The sequence below is a fragment of the Shewanella vaxholmensis genome (assembly GCF_031932135.1).
Taxonomy (GTDB): domain Bacteria; phylum Pseudomonadota; class Gammaproteobacteria; order Enterobacterales; family Shewanellaceae; genus Shewanella; species Shewanella hafniensis.
In genome coordinates, this window is the sequence record NZ_JAUOEV010000001.1 from 20,667 (window position 1) to 47,107 (window position 26,441).

Annotated in this window: 23 protein-coding genes; 4 read left to right on the forward strand and 19 right to left on the reverse strand. The window is 47.6% G+C overall.

Going from position 1 to position 26,441, the window contains the following annotated elements:
• Positions 1 to 271: 271 nt before the first annotated feature.
• Complete coding sequence (locus Q4Q46_RS00085) at positions 272 to 2,506, reverse strand: heavy metal translocating P-type ATPase (protein WP_311904928.1); 2,235 nt, start codon at positions 2,504 to 2,506, stop codon at positions 272 to 274.
• Between the two features lie 156 nt (positions 2,507 to 2,662).
• On the opposite strand from Q4Q46_RS00085, the gene Q4Q46_RS00090 reads away from it, so the two are divergent.
• On the forward strand, positions 2,663 to 3,133 hold the full coding sequence (locus Q4Q46_RS00090) for a MerR family DNA-binding protein (RefSeq protein WP_259511283.1): 471 nt from the start codon (positions 2,663 to 2,665) through the stop codon (positions 3,131 to 3,133).
• Positions 3,134 to 3,148: 15 nt separating this feature from the next.
• Here Q4Q46_RS00090 and Q4Q46_RS00095 read toward each other — a convergent pair whose 3' ends face one another.
• From Q4Q46_RS00095 to Q4Q46_RS00135, 9 genes are all read right to left on the reverse strand, one after another.
• Positions 3,149 to 5,218, reverse strand: coding sequence for an alpha/beta hydrolase family protein (locus Q4Q46_RS00095; protein ID WP_311904929.1), 2,070 nt, complete (start codon positions 5,216 to 5,218; stop codon positions 3,149 to 3,151).
• A 63-nt stretch (positions 5,219 to 5,281) separates the two neighbouring features.
• Entirely contained in the window at positions 5,282 to 5,524 is a 243-nt protein-coding gene (locus Q4Q46_RS00100; protein ID WP_006081033.1) for a hypothetical protein, read from the reverse strand.
• Positions 5,525 to 5,739: 215 nt separating this feature from the next.
• Positions 5,740 to 6,498 (reverse strand): SDR family oxidoreductase, encoded by a 759-nt coding sequence (locus Q4Q46_RS00105; protein ID WP_006081032.1) that lies wholly within the window; start codon positions 6,496 to 6,498, stop codon positions 5,740 to 5,742.
• A 24-nt stretch (positions 6,499 to 6,522) separates the two neighbouring features.
• Positions 6,523 to 7,425: a 3-hydroxyisobutyrate dehydrogenase gene (gene mmsB, locus Q4Q46_RS00110; RefSeq protein WP_006085281.1), complete on the reverse strand. Its 903-nt coding sequence runs from the start codon at positions 7,423 to 7,425 to the stop codon at positions 6,523 to 6,525.
• A 176-nt stretch (positions 7,426 to 7,601) separates the two neighbouring features.
• Positions 7,602 to 8,753, reverse strand: coding sequence for an enoyl-CoA hydratase/isomerase family protein (locus tag Q4Q46_RS00115; protein ID WP_311904930.1), 1,152 nt, complete (start codon positions 8,751 to 8,753; stop codon positions 7,602 to 7,604).
• Entirely contained in the window at positions 8,753 to 9,526 is a 774-nt protein-coding gene (locus tag Q4Q46_RS00120; RefSeq protein WP_006081029.1) for an enoyl-CoA hydratase, read from the reverse strand. The genes Q4Q46_RS00115 and Q4Q46_RS00120 overlap by 1 nt, the downstream gene beginning before the upstream one ends.
• A gap of 59 nt (positions 9,527 to 9,585) precedes the next feature.
• Positions 9,586 to 10,743, reverse strand: coding sequence for an acyl-CoA dehydrogenase family protein (locus tag Q4Q46_RS00125; protein WP_106650061.1), 1,158 nt, complete (start codon positions 10,741 to 10,743; stop codon positions 9,586 to 9,588).
• 140 nt (positions 10,744 to 10,883) lie between these two features.
• Positions 10,884 to 12,383, reverse strand: coding sequence for a CoA-acylating methylmalonate-semialdehyde dehydrogenase (locus Q4Q46_RS00130; RefSeq protein ID WP_311904931.1), 1,500 nt, complete (start codon positions 12,381 to 12,383; stop codon positions 10,884 to 10,886).
• Between the two features lie 115 nt (positions 12,384 to 12,498).
• A complete protein-coding gene (locus tag Q4Q46_RS00135; RefSeq protein WP_311904932.1) occupies positions 12,499 to 13,689 on the reverse strand; it encodes a thiolase family protein in 1,191 nt (396 codons plus the stop codon).
• 714 nt (positions 13,690 to 14,403) lie between these two features.
• Between Q4Q46_RS00135 and Q4Q46_RS00140 the strand changes: the two genes are divergently transcribed.
• Positions 14,404 to 16,050 carry a methyl-accepting chemotaxis protein gene (locus Q4Q46_RS00140; RefSeq protein ID WP_311889227.1) on the forward strand — a complete coding sequence of 549 codons (1,647 nt, stop codon included), beginning with the start codon at positions 14,404 to 14,406 and terminating at the stop codon, positions 16,048 to 16,050.
• 217 nt (positions 16,051 to 16,267) lie between these two features.
• Here the strand turns inward: Q4Q46_RS00140 and metA are convergent, their stop codons facing one another.
• Positions 16,268 to 17,209: a homoserine O-acetyltransferase MetA gene (gene metA / locus Q4Q46_RS00145; RefSeq protein ID WP_006081023.1), complete on the reverse strand. Its 942-nt coding sequence runs from the start codon at positions 17,207 to 17,209 to the stop codon at positions 16,268 to 16,270.
• A gap of 70 nt (positions 17,210 to 17,279) precedes the next feature.
• Positions 17,280 to 17,699, reverse strand: a complete 420-nt coding sequence (locus tag Q4Q46_RS00150; RefSeq protein ID WP_006081022.1) for a YbaY family lipoprotein — start codon at positions 17,697 to 17,699, stop codon at positions 17,280 to 17,282.
• A gap of 117 nt (positions 17,700 to 17,816) precedes the next feature.
• Here Q4Q46_RS00150 and Q4Q46_RS00155 point away from each other — a divergent pair, with 117 nt between their 5' ends.
• On the forward strand, positions 17,817 to 18,560 hold the full coding sequence (locus Q4Q46_RS00155) for an SDR family NAD(P)-dependent oxidoreductase (RefSeq protein WP_107946982.1): 744 nt from the start codon (positions 17,817 to 17,819) through the stop codon (positions 18,558 to 18,560).
• A 93-nt stretch (positions 18,561 to 18,653) separates the two neighbouring features.
• On the opposite strand, the gene ompW is transcribed toward Q4Q46_RS00155, so the two are convergent.
• Both ompW and Q4Q46_RS00165 read right to left on the reverse strand, forming a co-directional pair.
• Positions 18,654 to 19,301, reverse strand: a complete 648-nt coding sequence (ompW, locus tag Q4Q46_RS00160; RefSeq protein WP_300483923.1) for an outer membrane protein OmpW — start codon at positions 19,299 to 19,301, stop codon at positions 18,654 to 18,656.
• 526 nt (positions 19,302 to 19,827) lie between these two features.
• Positions 19,828 to 20,487 (reverse strand): nucleotidyltransferase family protein, encoded by a 660-nt coding sequence (locus tag Q4Q46_RS00165; RefSeq protein ID WP_300483925.1) that lies wholly within the window; start codon positions 20,485 to 20,487, stop codon positions 19,828 to 19,830.
• 215 nt (positions 20,488 to 20,702) lie between these two features.
• Here Q4Q46_RS00165 and Q4Q46_RS00170 point away from each other — a divergent pair, with 215 nt between their 5' ends.
• Positions 20,703 to 20,864, forward strand: a complete 162-nt coding sequence (locus Q4Q46_RS00170; RefSeq protein ID WP_311904933.1) for a hypothetical protein — start codon at positions 20,703 to 20,705, stop codon at positions 20,862 to 20,864.
• Positions 20,865 to 20,929: 65 nt separating this feature from the next.
• On the opposite strand, the gene maiA is transcribed toward Q4Q46_RS00170, so the two are convergent.
• From maiA to phhA, 5 genes are all read right to left on the reverse strand, one after another.
• Positions 20,930 to 21,580, reverse strand: coding sequence for a maleylacetoacetate isomerase (maiA, locus tag Q4Q46_RS00175; RefSeq protein ID WP_106650053.1), 651 nt, complete (start codon positions 21,578 to 21,580; stop codon positions 20,930 to 20,932).
• Positions 21,581 to 21,666: 86 nt separating this feature from the next.
• Positions 21,667 to 22,653, reverse strand: a complete 987-nt coding sequence (locus tag Q4Q46_RS00180; protein WP_261272131.1) for a fumarylacetoacetate hydrolase family protein — start codon at positions 22,651 to 22,653, stop codon at positions 21,667 to 21,669.
• A 386-nt stretch (positions 22,654 to 23,039) separates the two neighbouring features.
• Complete coding sequence (gene tyrR, locus Q4Q46_RS00185; protein WP_311904934.1) at positions 23,040 to 24,578, reverse strand: transcriptional regulator TyrR; 1,539 nt, start codon at positions 24,576 to 24,578, stop codon at positions 23,040 to 23,042.
• A gap of 267 nt (positions 24,579 to 24,845) precedes the next feature.
• Positions 24,846 to 25,184, reverse strand: a complete 339-nt coding sequence (locus Q4Q46_RS00190; protein WP_006081014.1) for a 4a-hydroxytetrahydrobiopterin dehydratase — start codon at positions 25,182 to 25,184, stop codon at positions 24,846 to 24,848.
• Positions 25,185 to 25,330: 146 nt separating this feature from the next.
• Complete coding sequence (gene phhA, locus Q4Q46_RS00195) at positions 25,331 to 26,131, reverse strand: phenylalanine 4-monooxygenase (protein ID WP_311904935.1); 801 nt, start codon at positions 26,129 to 26,131, stop codon at positions 25,331 to 25,333.
• Between the last annotated feature and the right edge of the window lie 310 nt (positions 26,132 to 26,441).

Genomic DNA, 26,441 nt, shown 5'->3' on the forward strand with positions numbered 1-26,441 from the left:
ACGTGGCACTATAGCAGTTTGGGCTAAATTATCAACTACCAAGGCTGATCAAAAGCCAGAGGGAATGCCGAAATCGCCGCACTATGCCTGCGTGAGAAGCGTAATTAATTTTACCCTATTGGCTTAGCTTTCAATGTATTCGAGCAGAATGACAATCTGATGACCCTTAGCGTCGCAAAGCTTGCCAACGCCAAAGGCTAATGTGGACATAGCCCTAAGCTAACTCAAGATACTCGTTTCAACATTTTGAGTTAGCTTAAGTATCGACAGCTTATAACTTCTGCCGTCTTAAGCGGTTGGCGTTCGTCACCACAGTGAGTGAAGACAAGGCCATGGCGGCGCCCGCGATCACTGGGCTTAATAACATGCCCGTGAGTGGATAAAGCACGCCCGCCGCAACCGGAATGCCTAAGCTGTTATACACAAAGGCGCCGAACAGATTCTGCTTAATATTGGTAATCGTCGCCCGCGACAATGCCAATAAGTTAGCAATCACTATCAACTGCTGCGACAGCAAGGTGATATCCGCACTTTCAATCGCCACCTCAGTGCCCGATCTCATAGCAATCCCCACATCGGCGCTCATCAGAGCAGGCGCATCGTTAATGCCATCCCCTACCATAGCCACCACATGTCCTTGCTTTTGCAAATCCAGCACATGCTGTTGTTTTTGCTCGGGGAGTACGCCTGCAATCACTTCGGTGATGCCCACTTGGTCGGCCACTGCCTGCGCCGTTTGTGGGTTATCCCCCGTTAACAGCACGACGCGAATCCCCCTTTGCAGCATGGCCGCGATGGCGTCTTTCGCATCGGGTTTAATCGGATCGGCAAGCGCGATAGTGGCCACTAGCTTGCCCGCTTTGGCGACATAAATCGGGGTTTTACCTTGATTTGCAAAGCTTAATGTCGCTTTGGGATCTAAGGCACTACCATCAAAATTAACAATCTCCAAAGCTGTCATCAAGGCGAGATTACCAATCGCCAGCGATACGCCATCGACCTTGCCCTCAATCCCCTTACCTTGATGGTTCGTAAATGCCTGTGTGTCGGGTAATTGTGACAGGGATCCCTTGGCATAACTGACAATCGCCCCCGCTAAAGGATGCTCAGAGTGCTGCTCAAGGCTCGCTATCTCGCCCAGCAAAGTTTCCTTATCGGCATCACTCAGCGTTTGCACTAAATTAAAATCAGTGACTTGCGGCTTGCCTAAGGTGACAGTGCCGGTTTTATCCAGCACCACACAATCGACTTTACTGGCGGTTTGCAATGCCTCGCCATTTTTAACTAACACGCCCATTTGGGCGGCGCGGCCAACAGCCACCATGATAGACATAGGCGTAGCCAGCCCCAGCGCACAGGGACACGCTATGATAAGCACACTCGTCAGCACCACTAACGCATGGCTTAAGGCGGGTGCTGGCCCCACAAAATACCAAATTGCCGCTGCCAACAGCGCTATCGCCACCACAGTCGGGACAAATACCGCTGAGATTCTGTCTGCCAATCGACCTATGGGTAATTTCGAGGTTTGCGCTTGCTGCACCAGTGCGATGATTTTGGCGAGCTTGGTATCTTCTTGCCCCGCCGTCACTCGGTAAACTAAGCTGCCGTTGCCATTGACTGTGCCAGCACTCACACTGTCGCCGCGATTTTTAAGCACGGGAATGGGTTCACCTGTGAGCATAGCTTCATCTAATAGGGATTGCCCCGTTTCGACCTCACCATCGAGGGCAACTCGGTCACCGGGGCGCAAACGCAGCTTATCGCCCAATTTCAGCTGACTTATCTCAACCTTTTCATCGCCCTTATCTGTGATCCGAATCGCAGTGGTGGATTGCAATCCAAGTAATCGCTGCACCGCTTCACTGGTTTTGCCCCGCGCTTTAAGTTCGAGTCCGTGACCTAAGTTAATCAAACCTAGAATCATCACACTCGCCTCAAAGTACACGTGGCGGGTATCCATAGGGAATGCGCTCGGCATAATGACCACCAGCATGGAATAAGCCCATGCCGTACTGGTGCCCAGCACAATCAGCGTATCCATGTTAGTGGTTTTGGCTTTCAGCGCCCGCCACATGCCTTGGTAGAAATGTCCGCCCGTGGTGACAAGCAAGGCCAAGGTGACCAGTCCCATAATGCCCCAGCCAAGCTGCATAGCTGGACTGTTGATCATCATCTCGCCGCCCAATAATCCCCACAGCATCATAGGCACGCCCACAACCAGCGCGGCTATGGCTTGGCGCATCCGCAGCCGATACTCAGTGGCATCTTCTAGGCGTTTTTCTTCGGCGGCGACTTTTGCATCCACCACTACCTGCGCCGGATAACCTGCTTTTTCCATCACAGTTAAGACAGTATCGGCGCTCATCTTGCCTTCTACCGTCACTTGTTTATCGGCGAGATTAACACGCGCTTCGACGCCCGCTTGGGCGGCAAACGCCTTTTCAATTTTCGCGACGCAGCCAGCGCAATTCATATTGGCGACATAGAGTCTGGTCATAGACATGGGAGATCCCTCACTTGATGTTTTACACTATAGGTCTAAGATAAAGTCTCCCATTGCGGGAGAGTCAAGGATGAATTTGCTCAATGTGATCACATCGACAATTAATTGCTGGGCGAAATGGGTAAGACCATTCAGTTACTCAAAGAAGAGGTCAAGATGAAGATAGGCGAAGTGGCGAAACAAACAGGCTTGAGCGTTAAGAGTATCCGTTATTACCATGATATTGGCTTAGTGTGCGGCGAGCGCAATGAGGCAGGTTATCGGGTTTATCGCCATCAAGATATTGAAGCGCTTAAGTTTGTGCATCAATGTCGCGACTTAGGTTTTAGCCTAGAAGATTGCAAATCCTTGCTTGGCCTTAAGGGCAATGAAAGCCGTAATGCCGAAGACGTCAAACAACTTACCCGTACTCACCTTGCCTATGTCGAAGAGCAAATCAATAAGTTGCAACAGCTTAGGGCGCAATTACAACACATGGTGACCCAATGCCAAGGCGGCGATCAGCCCCACTGCGCCATTATTGATAGCCTAAGCCATGAGGACAACGAGACTGACGAAGACAAATCCCATAAAAATCAAAGCCTGCACGATGCAGGCTCTGAGTGTTGCGGTAAAAACCTGAAGTAATAACGACAAGTTAGATCAATAAGCGCGAGTAGCGCGGGGATGACCTTTCAAGACGGGCGGCTTTAACGCCGCAGCATTATCCAGTACCAATGTTGCTAGCTTACCCGCAGGGGTGAAGTTAAACACTTGCCCATAAAATGCGAGTTCAGTCTCTAATCCTGCGGCCCTGTGCTCAGGCTTCCAACCGCCGTGTGGCTCATCTTGATAGGCAATATAAGCCGTTGGCACACCTCTGACTTTTAACGCCTCATAAATTTGTCGCGACTGCTGTGGCGGCACAATTTGATCCCGCAAGCCTTGAAAAATTAACAAGGGCTCATTCAAGCCTTCAAGATGATACAACGGCGACAACTCCCTATAACGGGCTTGATTGTTCGCATAGGGACCAATGAGCTGATCTAAATACCCAGTCTCAAACTTATGGGTACTCTTGGCCAGCTGTTCAAAATCACTGATCCCCGCATAACTTACCCCCGCTTGAAACACATCATAAAAAGCCAAGGACGACATCACAGTCAACCCACCTGCGCTTACGCCTCGAATCGCCAACTTTTGTCCATCAACCCAACCTTTATCGACTAAATAACGGGCCGCATTGACCGCATCTTCCACATCAGCTTGGCCCCATTTTCCGTAAATACTCTGACGATAGGCGCGACCAAAACCACTGCTACCGCGAAAATTAACATCGAGCACCGCAAAGCCACGGCTGGTCCAAAATTGAATGTCACTGCGATAAGCCAGACTCGCCCGCGCCGTTGGGCCGCCGTGCAACATCACTATCAGCGGCGGGCGGGTATCATGGGGCGCAGTATAGTTGGGGTTAACCGGCCCATAAAAATAACCGTAGGCTTGCTGGTTAACGCCGGTTTTAAAGGTAATATTTTTTGCCCGGGAAATATAATTAGGATCAAGCTTTGGCAAGTTAGGCGTATATACCAACTCAGTGCCGCGACCGATGACTTTATAAATACCCTTCTCTGGCGTTGCCTTAGCGCCAACAAAATAGACGGCATCTTCGCCCCTGATCACTTGGGTGATTTCGCCGAAATCGACGGCTAAGGACTCGGTCAAACCCGAATCCAAATGCAACCGAATTAGCGCCGCCTGACTGCCAAGCATATAACTAGCAATGATGGTTTTTTCGGATTCGAAGGCGTAGTTGTGATTGCCTAAATACCAATCGGCCACGGCAAACTCGGCTTTTTTGTTCAGCACTGGGGCTAAGGTATTTTGTGCCGTGACTCGATAGATATTCCACCAGTTACTGATATCCGACACGACATACAATTGTCCATCAGGACTGAATAATGGCTGTGTCACGGAAGAATCCGTAGGCGTGTTGACCTTACGAATATTGTGCAGTTGCCCTTTGCGGTCGAGATCGCCAAGCCAGAGAATACTGTTATCCCATGGCATATAGGGATGTTCCCACGTGATCCACGCCAGTTGGCTGTTATCGGGCGAGATGGCAGGCGAAGAAATAAAGTCATGCCCCGAGACAAAAGTATCGCCTTCACCAGCAAAGTTAAGATTGATTGTTACTAGACTCGCCTTGGGCTCACCGGGCTGGCGATGATCCTCGCGTACACAGATAATCCGCGACCCTTTAGGATAAGCGATACAGTCAGCATGACGGGTGCCATTAGGCGTTAACGGCAGGGGTGGTTGATTAGGGGCGAAACGATAAAACAGTTGATCCTGTGCCTTAGTGGCAAACAAACTCTGGCCTATCCCTAAAAAGGCGGCACCGCCGTATTCATGGACGGCGGATTTAACATTAAAGCTTGGCGGCACGACGTCAGCGATATTGCCCTGTTTATCGAGACGCTTAATCCCTACTTGGCCTTGCTTATCACCATCGGATTCAGAGAAATAAATCGCCCCATCAACGCTTTGTAACTCGGCGACATTATCGGCCTGTTCAAATACATCATTCGCCGATAAGGGAGACAGCCAACTGCCATAGGGCGCAACAATACGCCCACCATTATCACTAAGATGCGGTGTTTCTTTGTTCGAGCGCTCGCAAGCCCCCAAACAAAACAAACTCCCTAGCACCCATAAATATCCATGTAACTTCATTGTTTCTCCCCAATGTTTGCCAACTGCACAAACCGAAACAAAATAGGAACTTGCAGAAATTGGTTATTTTTTAAATTTTTTTAAGAACCAATTTACCACTTGCACTTGCTGTACTTGCGTTAAGCCAAAATAAATACACACCCAAGGTGAGATAAGGAAAAACCACGGGATCACGGCCACAGAGCGACCACTGAAGAGCAGAAAAAAGAACCCGCAATAGATCACAATCAACCCTAGGACACCCACGATTAACATCATGCGTTTAGTGATTTTCTCAAGCCAGAGGGCTTTATCCTGCCAAGACATCCGGATGTTAAGCTCCATTACATGCGACAAACATGTATGTAAAGTTATGTAAAAAAACTGGAGGGCGATTGTTGAAGGTTAACAACTAAATGTCAACTCCAACAGTGAAATCTAAATAAATCCAAAGACTGAGTTCAAAATGCCATTATGTTTCTTTACTCAATAAAAAACCGAGCCTCAGCTCGGTTTTTATGAATATCAATAAGATATCGTCATTACAGACGGATACCACCATCGATTTCGAACACGCGACCATTTACATAGTCGTTCTCAATAATAAAGCGTACGGTAGAGGCTATCTCGTCAGCATGACCCAAGCGCCCTACTGGCACTAGCTTCTCTAAACGCTCCAGCGCCTCAGGTTTCATTGCCGCTGTCATCTCAGTAGCAATAACGCCCGGTGCAACCGCGGCACTACGGATATTGTAACGCGCTAATTCCTTCGCCCAGCCAACAGACATGGCCGCGACGCCTGCTTTTGAAGCGGCATAGTTCGACTGTCCCATGTTGCCCGCTTTCGCTAAGCTAGAGATATTAACAATCACGCCCGCTTGACCGGATTCAATCATGGCCGCTGCCGCTTCACGACCGCAGAGGAAGCTACCCGTCAAGTTCACATTGATCACAGATTGGAATTGCTCATAAGACATACGGTCGGTGACTTTGCCGTCTTTGGCTTTGACTAACAGGCCATCACGCAGAATACCGGCGTTGTTCACTAACACGTTCACTTGGCCAAAATCTTCGAGAATATAGGCAAAACCTGCCACGACGTCTTCTTCGTCGGTAATGTCTAAGGCATAACCTTGGACTTCAGTGTCCGATCCAAGCTCAGCGCAAGCTCGCTCGAGTTTTTCTTGGTCCACGTCGATAAGCGCTATCTTAGCACCCGCCTGCGCAAAATTTTGCGCCATTGCCAGACCTAAGCCACCCGCGCCGCCAGTAATGACGACAACCTTATCTTTTAAATCCATCTGGTTATCCCTTGTTAACTATGTCTATTTTTTAAGTTGTGCAAATTGTTCAAAAATACTGGAAAAATCTCGGCGGCCGTTACCTTGTCTTGCATGATTCACATACAAGCTGCGGGCTAAAGCGCCCATTGGCGTGCTGGAGTTGCTCAATAATGCAGCTTCTTGGGACAGACCGAGATCTTTAACCATCAAATCTACCATAAAGCCGCCCTGATAGCCCTTAGAAGAAGGTACAGTCTCCATCACCCCTGGGCATGGATTGTACTTTTCGAGGGTCCAGTTACCACCACTGCTGACCTTCATAATGTCGGACAAGACTTTGGGATCGAGACCATGGTCAATGCCCATTTGCAGCGCCTCTGAAGTGCCGACCATCAACACAGATAACAGCATGTTATTGCAGATTTTAGCGACTTGTCCCGCACCCGGGCCACCAGCATGGAATATGTTCACACCCATAGCTTTAAGCACTGGCTGACCCCGCTCAAAAGCGCTATCGGAACCACCACAAATAAAGGTTAAAGTACCCGCCGCCGCGCCTGCTGTGCCGCCAGAAACCGGTGCATCCATAAACTCTATGCCGCTTTTAGCCGCTTCGGCCGCTACCAATTGCGCGCTTTGCGCATCTATGGTCGAGCAATCGATCAGTAAGGTATCACCCGCAACCACCTCGAGCAGTCCTTTGTCTGTGCCATTGCCTAAATATAAACTTTTCACATGCTTGCCCGCAGGCAGCATAGTGATCACCACATTGGCACCCGCCGCCGCGCCGCAGGCCGTGCTAGAAACAAAAGCCCCTTGCTCGGCAAGGCTGTGCATGGCTTCTGGGACTAAATCAAATACACGAACCGTCATGCCCGCTTTTAATAAATTGGCCGCCATTGGGCCGCCCATATTACCTAAACCGATAAATGCTACTGTACTCATGCTGTCACTCCTGTGTGCTGTTCTTTTTTTAGTGTAGTGATACTGCTAGTCCATTGATTATGCTGTCGTTATCACAGAGTAAAGCGAGCTTGGCTGAGCCTATACACTCAGCACTATTCAAATCTGTACTAATCAACTCAACGCTTAGCCAACTCTATGCATAATCAACTCAACGCTTAGCTCAGTTGGCTAAAGGGATGCGACTCGCCCCAAGGGGAAGTCAATATTTGCTCAAGTACGGCGGTAGGCACTGAGTTCACATCCTTAAAGCGCCACTGGGGTTGCCTGTCTTTATCAATCAAGAGTGCGCGAACCCCTTCGCAGAAATCACCATGGGCACACACGTTAACGCTGGCGGTTAATTCCCATTTAAAACATTCAGCTAGGCTTAACTTATTGCCTAGTTGTGATTGGATATTAACCAGATGCCAGCTGATAGGACTGCCAGCAAGGAAGGTGTCGCGCGCCTTCATTAACCAAGCATCCTCCGACGCTAACGTCGACATACGCGTAACGATATCTTCCAAGCTACCCGCCATCAGTCGGTCGATATTATCTTGGCTGTCCGCCAATACACTTTCACCCTTCGGGATATCCACTTGATTAGATAACTCGTTGATCATGCTATCTAAGCGTTGATGATTAAGCGCCGGTGTATCGCTCCAATCTAAGGTGGCCATGGCATCGAACATCAGTTCTTTGTCATCACGGTTCAGGTAATGATCCGCAAGGCCCACATAACAGGCATCGGCGGCATTGAGTTGATAGGCCGTGAGCCCTAAAAACAGTCCCATTTTGCCCTGCATGCGATTAAGGAAATAACTGCCGCCCACATCGGGGTACAGGCCAATCGTCACTTCAGGCATAGCAATGCGCGAGGTTTCGGTAACGACTCTGTGGCTTGCGCCCGCCATCAAACCGAGCCCACCGCCCATCACAATGCCGTCGCCCCACACCAACACAGGTTTGCCAAAGGTATGCAGTAGATAATCGAGACGATATTCTTCTTCGAAGAACACCTTCGCCTCCTCAGTCACTTGTCCTTTAGCGGTAATGGATGCATGGTATAAAGCACGCACATCACCACCCGCACAAAATGCCTTCTCACCGCTGCCATCTAACACGATACAAGCGACAAGCGAGTCTTTCTTCCATAGATTGAGCTGCGCCGTCATAGCGCGCACCATGTCTAAATCTAAGGCGTTGAGGGCTTTTTCCACATTGAGTGTCACCACCCCAATCAACTTACCGGACGCGGTGGCTAAGGTTTGAAAAACCACGTTTTGCGTGGTCGTGGCCTGATTTACGTTATCTACTACATTAGTCATTAGCGGTTCTTCCAATCAGCTTTACGTTTGCCCAAAAACGCATTCACGCCTTCGGCCTGATCTTCGGTATCAAATAACCCGACAAATAATTCACGCTCAATCGGCAGCGCTTGGCTACGCGCCATAGTGCGGCCCGCTTGAATGAGTGTCTTGCACGCTGTGACGCTGCTTGGGCTTTGGTTAGCGACTTTTACGGCCAACGCAATTGCCGCATTGAGCGCTTCGCCCGTTTCGACCACTTCTTCAACTAAACGCAGATTCAAAGCCTGAGTCGCATCGACGCGCTCACCGCATAGAATCATCCGCTTAGCCCAACCTTCACCGACTAATGCGGTCAGATTCTGGGTGCCACCTGCGCAAGGTAATAAACCCACTGTCGCTTCAGGCAATGCCATCACAGCTTGGATTTCGGCGATGCGAATATCACAGGCCAGTGCGACTTCTAAGCCGCCGCCCATGGCATAACCGTTAATCGCGGCAATCGATACACCGCGAAATTGACTTAAGGTTTCAAAGGCTTCACCGAAGTGCTTTGCCATCGTCGCCGCATTGCCTTTGTCGCCATCACTAAACAGCTTTAAATCGGCACCGGCAGAGAAGAACTTTTGCCCTTGGCCCGTTAACACTAAGGCATAAATTTCTTTATTCGCGTTCAGCTCAAGCACTTTGGCTTTGAGCGCCTGCAAACTCTCGGCGGTCCAAGTATTTGCCGGTGGATTATTCATCGTCAGAATGGCCGTATGGCCTTCGATACGTTCAACTAAATATTCCATCTGTATAGACTCCTTTTATGTTATCGCCAACCGATAAGTCACACTTCTTGCGAGTAGACTTACAGGATTTGTCCTGCATTTTCATCGAGTAAACGACGGGCGATAATTAAGCGCATAATTTCGTTGGTGCCTTCTAAAATCTGGTGCACACGCACATCACGGAAATGACGTTCCAGCGGGTACTCCCTTATATAACCATATCCGCCATGAATTTGCAGCGCCGCATCACAGACTTGAAAGCCCACATCGGTGGCAAAACGTTTCGCCATGGCGCAATAGGCGGTGGCTTCAGGATCGCTGCTGTCGAGTTTAAAGGCCGCAAGGCGCACCATTTGGCGGGCTGCGACTAACTCAGTCGCCATATCGGCGAGCTTAAATTGCAATGCTTGGAACGCCGCTAACGGTTTACCAAATTGCTGACGCTCATTCATATACTGAGTTGCACGCTCCAGCGCCGCTTGAGCCGTACCGACTGAACAGGTCGCGATATTGATACGACCGCCGTCTAAGCCTTTCATCGCGAAAGCAAAACCTTGGCCTTCTTCACCGAGCAAATTCGCTACTGGCACGCGCACGTTTTCAAAGGTAATTTGACGGGTCGGCTGGGCATTCCAGCCCATTTTGTCTTCGGCCTTACCGTAGATAACACCAGCGGCATCCGCTGGAATGGCAATGGCAGAAATCCCCTTAGGCCCAGCTTGACCCGTGCGGCACATCACCACTAATAGCTCAGTGGCGCCTGCACCTGAGATAAACATTTTCGAACCTGAAATCACATACTCATCACCGTCACGCACCGCTTTGGTTTGCAAAGATGCGGCGTCCGAACCCGCGCCCGGCTCAGTTAAACAATAGGACGCTAACATTTGCCCTGTGGTTAACGGCTCAGACCAAGTCTGACGCAGGGTTTCAGTTCCCCAAGTTGTCACCATCCAAGTGGCCATATTGTGAATAGTCAGCATGGCCGTGGTCGCTGTACAACCCTTGGCGAGCTCTTCAAAAATAATCGACGCATCGAGGCGCGATAAGCCCATACCGCCTTCAGATTCGGGCGAATACAGAGAGCAAAAACCCAGTTCACCGGCTTTTTGGATCACGTCTTTGGGGAAATGATGTTCTTCATCCCACTTAGCCGCGAAAGGCGCTAACTCATCTGCGGCAAATTGGCGCGCCAGATCGGCAAACTGGCGTTGGTCATCGTTGAAATTAAAATCCATTTGGCTCTCCTATGACTCTGTGGTCACTTTTTTATTTTATAAATTGGGCGCCGTAAAGACGCCGTAGTTTATCGATTAATCACTGAGCTTAATCACTAAGCTTAGCGAACGAGCTTAGCGAACGAGCTTAGCGAACGAGCTTAGCGTAAGTTAATGCTCATGTTTGGCGTAGACGCCACGGCGATATCGGACTCAAACCAGCGTGAAGTGATGGTCTTAGTCTCAGTATAGAAACGTACCGCTTGCTTACCGTAGGCATGTTGATCGCCATAGAAACTGCCCTTCCAACCAGTAAATGAGAAGAAAGGCAATGGCACAGGAATAGGTACGTTAATTCCCACTTGGCCGACTTCTATTTCGTGTTGATATTTACGAGCAGCCGCACCGCTGGCAGTAAAGATAGAAGTACCGTTGCCATAAGGGCTGGCATTGACTAATTCGATGGCCGCTTCTAAGGAGTCCGACTCCATGCAGCACAGTACAGGGCCGAAGATTTCTTCCTTATAGATGCTCATCTCTGTGGAGACTTTATTGAACATGGTTGGGCCAATCCAGTTGCCTGACTCATAACCTTCCACAGTAAAGTCGCTGCCATCGAGCAAACACTCGGCGCCTTCATCAATCCCCAGCTTGATAAGCTTCAGCACGCGTGCCTTGGCTGCAGGGCTTATGACAGGGCCATAACCGGCTGCTTTATCGTCCCATAAACCTGGGCGAACCTTGGCTAAGGCTTCTTTTAACTCTGGGATCCACTCTTTAGCGGCGCCAACAAACACGGCAACCGAAATCGCCATACAGCGCTGACCCGCAGCGCCTACAGAGGCGCCAACTAAGTTATTGATCACTTGCTGTTTGTTCGCATCAGGCATGATAACGCAGTGATTTTTTGCGCCCGCAAAGGCTTGTACGCGTTTTAAATTATCGGTACCGGTTTTATAAATATACTGGCCCACAGCCACAGAACCGACGAAGGAAATGGCTTTAATTGCAGGGTCTGCCAGCAGAATATCCACGGCAGTTTTGTCGCCATGCACTAATTGCAATACGCCCTTAGGTGCACCCGCTTCAACAAACAGTTCAACAAGGCGCTGCGGCGTCATTGGATCTTGTTCTGAAGGCTTTAAAATGAAGGTGTTACCGCAGGCAATCGCCAGTGGGAACATCCATAACGGGATCATCGCAGGGAAGTTAAATGGCGTAATACCGGCACACACACCCAGTGGTTGAGTGTAGCTATAAGTGTCGATTGAACGCGCGACGTTCTCAACGGTTTCGCCCATCAATAATGACGCCACGTTACAGGCGTGTTCAGCGACTTCGATACCGCGCCATACATCGCCCTTGGCATCTTCGAAGGTTTTACCCGTTTCATGGGCAAGAATGGTCGCAAGTTCGTCGTGATGTTCTTTTAACAGATGTTGATAGCGCAACATGACGCGCGCACGTTCAGAAACTGGCACTTCTTTCCACGTTTTGAAAGCGGCTTTGGCGCTAGCAATGGCAGCGTGAACTTCTTCGCTCGTAGCAGCATTAATCACGGCAATCGGCGAGTTATTCGCGGGATTGGTGACAATAATCTGCGATGTGCCCGTACCTTGGGTAAACTCACCGTCAATGTAATGCTTTACTTGTGTGGTCATGTTGCAATCCTTTCCGTGTAGAGTGATGGGCTGGCGGTGCGATATTATGATTATCCTCAAGGGAAGTGATTGCCCTTGCCAGCCCCGTCTTGTTGATTTAACTAATCTGTTGCGATTAAACCTCGATGGCCATCGCCGTCGCTTCACCACCGCCGATACACAGCGAGGCGACACCGCGCTTAAGACCGCGGGCTTTCAATGCATGAATTAAGGTCACCAGTAAACGTGAACCCGAGCAACCAATCGGATGACCTAAGGCGCAGGCGCCGCCATTAACGTTTACCTTAGCGATATCTAAACCTAGCTCAGACACAGCAAGCATAGTCACCATAGCGAAGGCTTCGTTGATTTCGAATAAATCCACCTCGTCCGTTGACCAACCGACATTGGCCAGCAATTTCGCCATAGCGCCAACCGGTGCAGTGGTGAACAATGAAGGCTCTTGGGCGTGAGTCGTGTGGCCTTTAATGGTGGCTAACACGGCTAAGCCTAAACGGTCAGCTTCGCCGCGTGAGGTCAGCATTAATGCCGCTGCGCCATCGGAAATAGAGCTAGAGTTTGCCGCTGTGATAGTGCCATCTTTAGTAAAGGCTGGGCGCAGTGTAGGAATTTTTTCAGGGCGGGCATTACCGGGTTGCTCGTCGGTATCGATAGTCACATCACCACGACGATCACTGACTGTGACGGGCGTGATTTCGGTTTTAAAGGCACCCGAGTTAATCGCGGCATTGGCTTTTTCAAGCGAGCTTAAGGCAAAAGCGTCCATCTGCTCGCGGGTGATACCAAATTCATCGGCCGTTTTCTGGGCAAACGTTCCCATAGCACCACCCGTGTAGGCATCTTCAAGACCATCTAAAAACATGTGATCTAACACTTTGCCATGGCCCATGCGCATACCGCCGCGGGCTTTATCGAGTAAATACGGCGCTTGGCTCATGCTTTCCATACCGCCTGCAATCACCACTTTTGCACTGCCCGCTTTAATCAAATCGTGGGCTAACATTACCGTCTTCATGCCTGAGCCACAGACCTTGTTCACTGTGGTCGCACCAACGGATAAGGGTAATCCCGCACCCAAAGTTGCCTGACGCGCAGGCGCTTGACCTAAACCTGCGGGTAATACGCAGCCCATCAAGACTTCATCGACATGCTCACCCTCCAATTGTGTTTCCGCTAACAAGCCTTTAATGGCCGTCGCGGCTAACATGGGTGATGCTACGGATGATAAGTTGCCTTGAAACCCACCCATTGGGGTGCGTTTAGCGGCAACGATAACGATATCTTGATTTATCTGTTCAGTACTCATGAAGGCTCCAACCTAAATTGACCACGAAGCCTAGTACCAGCCTCGGGACGTTTAATAAAATCGACAATAAAACCACTCTGACGTTTACGCGAACGTAAAGCAAGTATTCCTTGGTCTAATGTGCAGATTTTATCAGTGGAAAATGTCAGTAAGGATTTACAGTAAAAATGGGATGAAGAACAACAAGTGGCGGTATCGATAAGGCGGTAAGAGTGGTGACTAAGATATATAGGCATGCTCAATCATAGCGAATCCGTTGAAGTAAAAAGAGGATGTTGACTCAACATAAACGATAGAGCCTATCCAGCTCATGCGCTTTTATTGCACTGAGCCAACCTTGCTAAGTTAATTTAATATCAGTGAGTGATATCTAGGGCGTGTTGTCACTTAACGTCCTAGCAGCGAATGATTTATGCTCGCCATCAAGAAATGAACGCATGAGCTTGACGACCAAACCAGTTCAAGTGGACAGACCTGTTATAACATCGACATAAGGATTTGGTTGTTATCTATAAAATCGCTATGCTCAACTACACAGTTAGCATGTTATTGACCCGCTTACATAAATCCATAGTGTGCAAAGTGGGATACCTTAACTGGGTACTGAAATTTAAGAATAAAAATTCAAGCTATTGTTCCTATTTAATAATGCCAAATTATCTAACCATAAACATCCCAACCAGATAACCCTAAATAAAAGTAGGAAGGAAAGACATGCTAAATCAGATAACGCTTAAGACCCAGTTTATCGGGGTCATCGCTATTCCCTGTATTGCTCTTATCTTAATCAGCTTAACAGCCATTCAAGGCTTATCTGGTATGCAAGATCAAACTAAAACACTCGCCGAAAATACCAGCGCGCCATTAAGGTCGATGGCGGAAGTTGCGTCCCGTATTCCTCGTATGCGAGTGGGCATTGATATTATTATCTTACAAGAAATCCCGACGATGAAGGATCAAAAAGGCGTATTAACCCGAGTAACAGAAACCCGTGCTGAGGACATTCCAGAAATGGATGCGGCATTAAAAGCTGCCCGTGACGCTCAGGTAAACCCCATTACCCGTGCCGAAGTACAGAAGTTGATCGACCTCTTTGATAAAGTCAAAAGTGACGAACTCGCGCCTATGCTTACAGCGATGGAAAAGGGGGAAGTGGCAAAATCGCAAGAAATCTATCGTAACCAGTTCGCAGCTAGCTACAACATAATGAGAAAGAGTACCGATGCCATTCTTGACTCATTGCTACAACAAGGCAACGCCAGCTTCGTTGACAGTCAAAAAAACTACCAAGAAACACGCATGGAAATGTTTGTTGTTTTAACCATCGCTTTGATTATTTCAATATTTCTAGGTTTTATTATGCTGCGTCGTCTACGACTTCGCGTGGCATCGTTACAACAGCATATTTCTTCTGCCAGTGACAAACTTGATTTGCATAATATGATCGAGTTAAAAGGCCAAGACGAACTCAGTGATATTGCCCTGCACTTTAATCAGTTTGTGCTGAAGATCCGTAATGCGATTGAAGCCGTGGCTGACAACTCACGCCAACTCGCCCATACGGCAAACGATGTCGCCAGCAAAGCCCAAGCAACCCATAGAAATTGTATTAACGAGCGCGATCGCACCACGCAAATCGCAACGGCAATCCATGAGATGGGCACCACAGTGGACAATATTGCTGGCAACGCAACCCAAGCGGCTAATGCCGCCAAAGAAGCAGATAATCAAGCGCATAATGGCGCGAGTGTGGTCGCCAAAGCTCGCCAGGGTGTCAGCTCGTTATCCATTGAAATTCAACACATCAGCACTGACATTACTTCGCTCGCGACGCAAACCAATTCGATCGGCAGTATTTTGGACACCATACGCAGCATTTCAGAACAAACTAACTTGCTGGCACTCAACGCAGCCATTGAAGCTGCACGTGCTGGCGAGACAGGTCGAGGTTTTGCCGTCGTCGCCGACGAAGTCCGAAACCTTGCCAGTCGTTCAGCGTCATCGACAGATGAAATTCAAACAATGATTAACAAGCTGCAGGAGCAATCGTCCAAAACAGTCACCGCCATCAAGCGGGGTCACGAACAAAGCGGTATGGTCGTCAAGCAGGCAGATGATGCCAATGACTCGTTAACCCTGATTACTTCGCATATTAGCCAAATCAGCGACATGAACATTCAAGTGGCCACCGCGACAGAAGAGCAGTCTATGGTTGTAGCGGAGATAAGCCGTAACGTCGAAGAGATAAATCAATTAACCACCGAGACCTCTGAGATTGCCGACGAGTTAACGGCATCCAGTGCAAACTTACAAAAACTATCGGTTCACTTAGATAAGTTAGTGACCCAATTTAAGTTATAAGCGGTAAAAGTCATCATATACCGCAGGACGCTTAGTGCATTCAATCAACGTAATGCTTCAAAAACATAGTGACTTTAAAAAAAAACAGTGACTTAAAACAGTTACTTAAAAATACAGTGCTTTAAAAACAGAGCCTTAAAAACAGTGCCTTAAATCAATAAGGCACTGAAGCACTAAACGCTATCTTGACAGGAACTCACAGAAATAACTGCGTGAATTAACGCGACTCCCACGGTGTCATCGCCGTCATATCGCTTAAGTCGTAAGGGGTTAACTGATAGACGTAATAGTTGAGCCAGTTACTCACCAGCAGGCTACCGTGGCTGTGCCAGCGGGCAATGGCGTCGGCTTTAGGATCATCATTACGATAATAATTCTGCGGCACATTCGGGTCTAAGCCTTGGCTTAAGTCTCGCTGATATTCCTCGTTTAAGGTCGACTTTTGATATTCAGGATGACCCATCACAAACAAGTTACGATTATTCCGACTTAACACCAAATAAGCCCCAGCCTCATCGGACTCGGCCAATAGCTGCAGCTGTGGATGTTGTCTAATTTCTTCGACATCCATTTCGGCAAAACGGGAATGGGGTGCGAAAAATTCATCATCAAAACCGCGCAGTAACGGAAAATGCTGAGAGGTACGGCGATGCACGAATACGCCTGAACGCTTCTGTTGCAATATTTTTCGATTTAAACCATAGAGATGATACAAGCCCGCATGGGCTGCCCAGCATAAAAACAACACTGAGGTGACATGCTCTTGCGACCAGTCGATGATTTCACGGATATGGTCCCAATAAACTACATCTTCGAAATCGATTTGCCCAAGCGGCGCACCTGTGATGATAAGGCCGTCGTAATTTTTATGGCGCACGGCTTCAAAGTCACGGTAGAAAGTATTCATGTGATCGATGGAAGTATGCTTGGATTCTTTGTCGTGAATACGCAGTAAATCCACATCAACTTGTAAAGGCGTGTTGCCCAGTAAACGCAGTAACTGGGTTTCTGTCTCGATTTTGTTCGGCATCAAGTTCAAAATCAGCACCTTCATCGGTCTGATATCTTGATTAGCCGCCCGCGTCTCGGACATAACGAAAATATTTTCTGACTCTAACACTTCTGCTGCGGGCAGATGATCTGGAATTCTAACCGGCATACCGCGCCTCTTCTGTTCGTAAATACCAACGGATTCGGCGCGTATGTCAGCTCACTTCTGAGCGGGCTAACTAGCCACCGACTTTCTCTAGCAGTATCGTCATTGGCTCAGTCGAATTGAGGTCAATATGATAGGCTTGAGTATTAATAAACAATAACTTATCACCGAGCATTATCCGTGCACCTATGGCATAAGTGTGCCCAGGTTGGAACTGATCGCTGCCAATCGCAAAACTAAATGGCGTGGGTGTTGCTGCACCTTGTTGTACACGCTCCGCCATCACTATGGCTGGCACATCCATTTTTGAGACATCGAGCAATTGCACTACGACCTTAGCCTCGGCGGGCAGAGCAATCCGTTCGCGATACAAGGTCTCGCCTTTTATCTCCACGATAGCATTGGGTGTCGCACAACCCGATAACACACCCATTAGCGCCATTAATGCTAAAGCGGTTAATCTCAACGCGCTTAAACGCAACCATTTGTTCATTTTGTTTCTCCTAATCATACATAAAGACTTCTAGATGTCCATACGCCCAAGCTATAAATCTTGTCTTGGCGAACATATCTTCCTATCATAAGCCACCATTTCGCTGCCGAAAAACCTATGACCCAAGCAACTGCAATAATTGTGGGAGCTAGCTCACAATTAAGTCGTGAAATTGCAAAGCAATTGGCAGATCAACAGGTTGAATTAGTCTTATTCGCCCAAGATCCAGAATCACTCCGCGATTTTGCCTTATCCTTGCCAACAAAAGTACAAGTATTTTCACTTCAAATTGAACAGCCTCAAGCCATTATCACTCAACTTGAATCCGTCTGGCAGAGTCTGGGCGGTGCGCACTTAGTCTTAGTCAATACAGGCCTCAATAGTTATGATCCTGAGCTGCCTTGGCTGCCAGAGCAAGACATTATCGATGTCAATGTGCGAGGTTTCGCCGCAATCTGCAATACGGCATTTAGACTATTTCGCGAGCAAGGTTATGGACAACTGGCGGCAATAAACTCTATCGCAGGTTTGCGCGGTGGCCCAAGTGTGGCCTATCACGCCTCAAAGGCCTTTGGGCAGAATTACCTTGAGGGCTTATGTATGCACGCCCAGCGCCTCAAGTTACCCATTACGATTACCGATATCCAACTCGGTTTACTCGACAAAGCCGCCATGCAACAAAATGCAATGTGGCTTGCCCCATTACCGCACGTTGCAGCACAGATCATCAAAGCAATGAAGCAAGGCAAACGCCGCGTCTATGTGACCAAACGCTGGCGCCTCGTCGCTTGGCTCACCGTATTATTACCCGAATTTATCTATAACACTCGCCACTGGAAGGCTAAAAAGCCAAAGCGCTAAGTCGGCTTAACCTGAGTGGAACATGCGCGATAAAAAGTGCAGAAACGAAAAAGGAGCCTAAGGCTCCTTTTTTACGCTTATCTAATCAGTGGATTAGAAAGTGTAACCCACGCTGACCATATAAACCCATGGGTTGATATCAGTGTCGATAACTACAGTGTCGCCCGCTAATTTAAATTTCACGTCACTGCTAATTTGCGCGTACCACACAGAAGCGTTCACTAACCAGTTTTTGTTAACCTGATAGTCAACACCCGCTTGTGCCGCTAAGCCCCAAGACGTGGTCATGCTTAAGTCAGTTAACGCACCACCTAAATCATTGGTGAACTCATTGTCGAAGAAATTAGTATAGTTAACACCGACACCCACGTATGGACGTAATTTAGATTGCGCATCACCAAAATAGTACTGCGCCACTAAAGTGGGTGGCAAATGTTTAGTTTCGGCAATCTTACCTACACCTTTTAAAGAAACATCGTGGCTAAAAGGTGTGGCAGCTAATAACTCAACCCCAAAGTTATCTGTCAACATATAACCGAAGTTTAAACCCACTTGAGTGTTATTGCTGATTTGGAACTCGCCGTTACCCGCAACATCATCACTTGATTCATTTGGCGCAACAACCACAGCACCCGCACGAACGATAATGTCGCCTGCTTGGTGAGCCGATACAGAAGCAGAAAAACCAGCAGCTAAAAGGGTGGCAGCGATCAGTGTAGAAACAGTGTTTTTATTCATCATCATACTCCATATGTACAACATAGGTTTTTGTTTTAAATTACATCCTTAACAATTGACGCTTACACTGCCAGAGAAGTGCGACCACTTTATTGATCCAAATCAAAGTGAATGAGCAATACTCATTTCTAGGCACTGCACATGGGAGCTGAATCACGAAATTCAAACATTTATCGACAGTACACCTTTGTTTTCTGTGAGCTAAGTTCTTTATTAGTCATCACTAATGACTACAGCAAGAGGTAGAGAACATTAGTAAAATAAACATTTAAGTAACAATAAAAAGCACTTAGCTGAGGGGGATTTGGCCATTAAGTTCAAATTGATCGGACTAGATGAGGAAGAATAGAAGCAGACAACAGCCGAACCTAAACGGCTTAAGGATGATACCCATACTGTTAGCGGTCTTAATTAGTGAGTAACTCAATTGAATCGCTATATTGAGTCGCTAAATTACATGGGACGAATTGAGTCAGATGCTTGAGTCTGTTTAGGAGTGAGTGAGAGATAAAATGGGTGAATGAGAAAATCAGCTTTTGCGGCAACACTCAAGCAAAGGATACCGAGTAAGCCAACCCTTAGTCGCGACTCTGTGATCAAACACAGGTAATGCCCGCTTTGGATTAGCACTCAGTTTGAGTGCAAACAAGGAGTTCAGCCCAAAGGGAGCCACCAGCTCAATATCACAAGACGCGGGATGATTTTTCATCCCAACACAAGTCTGAGTCTCAGTCTTTATCTGAGTCTGATCATCAGATTCTGTATCGACAGCTTGATAGCTTACCCCGATTGCGGTTTCAAGCTCTGGCCAATAGGACATAGCATCAACACAAGATGTGTAAGCCATGTCTTGATTTCGAACATGCATGCGCGCCTGATTCTTCACCGACCAAGGTAACTCAGGGACAAGCTGATTGAGATAGGTTTCAATTGCCAAATCCCGCTCGGGACTGATATCTAACGGGCAAAAATAGATCAGATCGATATCATTCAGTGGACTCAACTCAAATCCGTGCAAGCGATCCCAGACTAGATTACGGACAAATCCCGCCGCAAGGCACCACTGCGGCATTGAGTGTATTCTGGCGCATTGAAGCGCAAATTCAAGCGCCCTCACCCGCTCGCAGTCTTGAGCTATCCATTCGAGTAATTGATGCTTTAGTTCTGCTTCACTCATCGCATCATTCATAACATTACTCTTAACATAATCGTCCGCTTCAATGTCAGATATAAACACGGAAATGACATTCGGCTTACTCCACTTCTTCATCGGTTTCTGAGCACTTTACGACCCCATGACAGAGTAGAGAAACGAGACTATAAATAGGTACCATTACCGCAAAACAAATCCAAAACCCATAGACATCTTTGTCTAGCAAATTAACGCTAACAGTAAAGATGGGCATGAACAGTAGCATCCATTTTATTACATTGAGTTTGTACCGTATTGGCTTATCACAGTGGCAGCAGCGTCCTTCCTTAATCGGCACATCCTTAGCGCCGAGTTTACCTTTGCAATACGGACATTTTTTACTGAAAAGCATTAAAATCCCATCACTAAGATAAGACTTGCAAAGCAAGCCTCATGATCCATTCTTTACTATTTGTAAACACTTCATCAGTACGATTCGTTACACCGCATCCGCTTGGCGCTCTGGGGCCGCATCGGCAAAGGCTTCAAGCTGATTACACTCAGCCCACACGCGCATGATATTGGGATAAGGCGTTAAATCTACATTAAAACGCTGGGCGTTATACACCTGCGGCACTAAACATAAGTCGGCTAATGTCACTGTATCTCCAAAGCAATAACGACCACTGTGCCTAATCAACAATGTTTCTAAGGCTGCAAAACCACTCGCAACCCAGTGGTGATACCAAGTATTTTTAGCCGCTTCATCGACCCCTAAGGTTTGGGTTAAATACTGTAATACCCGCAAGTTGTTTAATGGATGAATTTCACAGGCTACCGTGAGCGCCATGGCGCGCACATGGGCACGTTCAAGAGCCGATGCAGGCAATAATGGGGTTTGTGGATGTATTTCATCGAGATATTCAATAATGGCTAAGGATTGCGACAAAGCATCCATATCCAACTCATCATCCAACGTTAAGGTTGGCACTAACTCGAGCGGATTTAGTGCAGTATAAGCCGCTTTATGCTGCTCGCCGCCATCACGTACAAGATGCACTGACAACTGCTCGGCTGAAATCCCCTTAAGATTGAGGGCGATGCGAACTCGGTACGCCGCGCTTGAGCGCCAATAACCATAAAGTTTCATATTTTCATATCCTTATAAAAGTCAGTATAAAAACGGGGCAATTAAGCCCCGTTAGTTTGAGTCGATGTGCCCTTTAAGGGAAAGCTTTAGGCTTTGTATTCAACCACTTTTTGATCGATAGAACCGAAAATCGTTACATTGTTGTCATCAAGCATTTCGATGCGAACAGTGTCGCCAAAACGCATAAATGGTGTAGTGGCTTTGCCTTCGGCAATCACTTCTAACATACGTTTTTCCGCTAAGCAGCTAGAGCCTGCGCTACGGTCATAGTTAGAAATAGTACCAGAGCCAATAATCGCGCCTGCGCCCAATGGACGGGTTTTCGCCACATGTGAAACTAACTGGCTGAAATTAAAGGTCATATCGACGCCCGCATTCGGACGACCAAATAACTCACCGTTTAAATGGGTGATCAACGGTAAATGCACTTTAGAATCTTCCCAACTGGCGCCCAGTTCATCCGGCGTCACTGCCACAGGTGAAAAACTGCTCGATGGCTTAGATTGGAAGAAGCCAAAGCCTTTTGCCAACTCACCAGGGATTAAGTTACGCAGCGACACATCGTTGACTAACATCAACAATTTAATGTGCTTAGCCGCATTGTCGCTGCTCACGCCCATAGGCACATCATCGGTGATGATCGCGATTTCAGATTCGAAATCGATACCCCAGTCTTCACTCGCCAGTGGAATATCGGCTTTAGGGGCAATAAAACTGTCTGACCCACCTTGATAGAACAGCGGATCTGTCCAGAAGGTTTCAGGCATTTCAGCGCCGCGAGCCTTACGGACTAGCTCAACGTGATTCACATAAGCACTGCCATCGGCCCATTGATAAGCACGCGGTAGTGGCGACAAACACTTAGCTTCATCGAACGCTTGCGCGTTATCTAACATGCCTTCATTTAACGCGTCGTACAATTCTTGCAATTGCGGTTTCAGTAAATCCCAACCGTCGAGTAATTGCTGCATAGTGTGAGCAATGGCAGGAACGGCAACCGTTTTAGTGAGATCGCGGCTAACTAACATCAACTGACCATCGCGGCGACCATTGTTATAACTTGCAAGTTTCATATTGGCTCCAGTGCTTCTAAGGCTAGGCGTACAATTTTATTGTGCTGGAAAACGCGCGGCGTCATCCAGCTTATATTCGGCGATTTTACTCGGACTTTTTGACTCATTAAGGGCGCACACGTAACGCAGTCCGCGCCAACAAAGGCATGCCCTTTTGCTTGCTTTAACGTATTTGTTGCGCGTAGAAATACCCGAAGCTGACGCAGATTCCTATAGCGTGACCCAAATCACATTTGGGTCAATTATTTCACATTTCGTAAACTAATCATTACGTTTATAACCTAGTTGCCGCTTATCAATATCTCGGTAAGCAATATGCCTGAAAAGTCAGCAACTAAGTGGAACGATATTGTTACATCTATCGCGTCAAGCCAGCAGGCCACGGCTTAACGACGCTTGGCTATCTTGTATTCACGCAGCTTATTGGCAATAGCGGTGTGCGACACCCCGAGCTTTTTCGCTAACTGCCGAGTGCTCGGATAGGCAGGATATAACCGACGCAACAGACTCGCTTCAAACTGCTTCATCGCATCGTCGAGATTGCCTTCAAACTCATTGTCAAAGTAACCAAAACCTTCGGCGTAGGATGGCAGTTTTAATTGCTCTACCGTTAACTCGGCCGAACCGTCCCACATAGACACAGCTCTAAATACTGCGTTCTTTAATTGGCGTACGTTACCTGGCCAAGCGTAGGTGAGCAAATGATCACGGCACTGGGCCGAAATCCGCCGCACTGGGCTAGACAACTGTTGGCTGTAATGTTCGAGGAACATTTCCGTCAGAGGAATGATATCGACTTTACGCTCGCGCAGTGACGGAATGTGATAACTCAGTACATGGATGCGATAGTATAAATCTTCCCTAAACGCACCGGTTTGACACAGTTCGGCTAAATTCTTCTGGGTTGAGCAGATGATCCGCACATCGGCACGGACTTCTTCATCGCCGCCAATACGTCTAAAGGTACCATCTTGCAATAGCCGAAGCAGCTTAACTTGGGCGGCCTTGGACATTTCCGCAACTTCATCGAGAAATACTGTGCCGCCCTTGGCTTCTTCAAAGAAACCCCTTTTAACGACTTTACCTTGGCTGACATAACCGAATAATTCTTCTTCGGCGGCGCTGTCGGGCAGAGCGGCGCAGTTGATGGCGATAAAGGGTTTCTCGCGGCGCATGCTGCCATCGTGGCTGGCTCTGGCCATTAATTCTTTGCCAGTACCCGTTTCACCTGTGATCAATAAAGGCGCATCGAGCTGGGCCATACGCCGCGCTTGCTTTAGCACTTCCTTCATTTTGTCACTGCTGGCTAATACATTTTCAAAGCCAGTGGTTTGATTCTGCAGCGCGTTAAACTGCTTTCCAACCCGCGCGGGGGATTTTAGCGACACCACTGCGCCAACTAAGATTGTTTTTTCATCTTCATCTGGCAGGTAAATCGGCAGCATTTCGGCTAGATATTCGTTTGGGCCGATTTGTACCCTCGCCGCTTGCGGTAAGACTTGGCTTTCACTCAACCAACGGCTGAAATTAAAACCTTGCACCCAATGATTGAGCGACTCTTCGAGCACTTCGTGCTCGCCCATGCCGATATTGAGCAAGGCGGACTCGTTAACGATACGAATACGTGCTTTAGCATCGATGGAGAAAACGGAGTCGGGTAAGGTTTTGAGCAAGGTTTTAAGGGCGTAATGTTCCTGCTCTGAGGGCATAAACGACACAGTACGCACATCGTGGACACTTTCCACTTTGCGGATCTGCGGCATCAAGGCACTCAAGGTTTCAAAACTGATTTCGGCAAATTGTAAGTACAGGAAACCTTGGTTACTGGCATCAATGGCAATTAAATTTATACCATAACGCTCTAACACGACTAAGATATCTTTGGCTAAACCAACACGATCCTGACAGCTGACTTCCAAGCGCATAATGACTGATATTCCCTTTTTTGATTCGAATTTTGGGGATAAACCGTGCAGAGCTATTTTTCGCCTTGAGCTTTACAACAAAAATGACGCTTGCTAGGCAAGTCGTTACCTTAACGAAAACGTCAGCGATGAGGGGAAATAGCAGAGCCCGTATACGTTAGAAGGTTAAACAGAAAGTGGCAAGCCTAGTTTACAGTTGAATTGTAACAGGAAGAAAAAATCAGCATCAAAAAACAGGTTAAGATGCTGATTAAATTGGTGAATTAACTAAACCAATAACTGGTCTGTCTTGGCGGCCATGATGAAGTCATTCTTATGTAGGCCCTTAATAGAGTGTGACCACCAAGTGACGGTTACTTTGCCCCATTCAGTGAAAATACCTGGATGATGGAATTCTTCTTCCGCTAAATCCGCCAGCTTATTCGTGAATGCCATCGCCAGTTTAAAGTTTTTAAACTTGTAGACACGCTCAAGCTGCATTACGCCGTCACGTACTTGCACGCCCCAGTCGGGGATCATACGAATAAGTTCGGCCAATTCTTCATCGGTCACTTTAGGTGCGTCGGCTTGGCACGCTTCACATTTCATATTCGATAACGCTGTCATACATACTCCTGTTGGCAACATTGGTAGGGATATTCTGTTGCACTTTACTCATTTTCTATTAATAGCTTAAATCGCATGACTCAATATCAGATGGCTAAATTAGACGCCAGCCAAATAACGAGTCAACTCATCAACCGAATCGTGACTTAACTCGCCTTAGCTTTTGGCGGAAACTTAGGGGCAAATAAACCTAACTGACGCGCCTTAGTGACATAAGCCATAATATCCATCTTGGCAATTTCATCCAGCATATCAATGTGCTCAATCACATAATAAATCGGCTGCATAATGTCGATGCGATATGGGGTTCGCAGCACATTCAATAAATCAAAAGGTTGACGCTCTGGCGCGTCACTTTCCATTGCATACAAGGTTTCACCGGGCGAGCTTAAAATGCCGCCGCCATAAATACATAAGGGACCGTCTTTAGGCTGTAGTAAACCAAACTCAACCGTAAACCAGTACAAACGCGCTAAAAATACCCTTTCCTCTTTGCTGGCATGTAAACCTAACTGCCCATACATGTGAGAGAAATTGGCAAATGAAGGGTTGGTGAGCAAAGGGCAGTGACCAAAAATCTCGTGGAAGATATCTGGCTCTTGCAAGTAATCAAACTCTTCCTTGCGGCGAATAAAAGTGGCCACTGGAAACTCTTTATTTGCCAGCAGTTCGAAAAAACGGCCGAAGGATATCAGCGCAGGGACCGCCGCCGTTTTCCAACCAGTGGTCGCTTGTAATACCGTATCAATTTCGGCAAGTTGCGGAATGCGATCCTTTGGCATCCCTAAGGCATCGAGCCCTTGCAGATACTCCTTACAGGCACGACCAGGGAGATTAACGGCTTGACGGGCATAAAGCTGACGCCAAATATCGTGTTCTTCTTGTGGGTAATGGATAAACCCAGTGTCATCGGCTCTGCGAGCGATGTACTCTGTTCCTTTCGTCATAGTCTTCACTCGGTGGCTAACACTCATGGCTCCATAGTGATCTAAGGCTTTAAATTTGTTAACTCCCTCACACTTTATTCTTGTGCCGCCACAGTGACGTAAACGTAAAGCAAATATTACAAGGTCATTAAAATCACCCTGTTGCTGCACGCCATGGGTGCTGGATTAGATCCACTGTGCTACCTTTGCTAAAACTTATGCTCGAATTTGCCGTTAAAATACTTAGATTTCCTCAATTTTTTAGTGTTTGTAAATAGCTTTTCTGTGTAGGTCATTTACAATATTGGCCATTAACCGCATCTCCTTGACC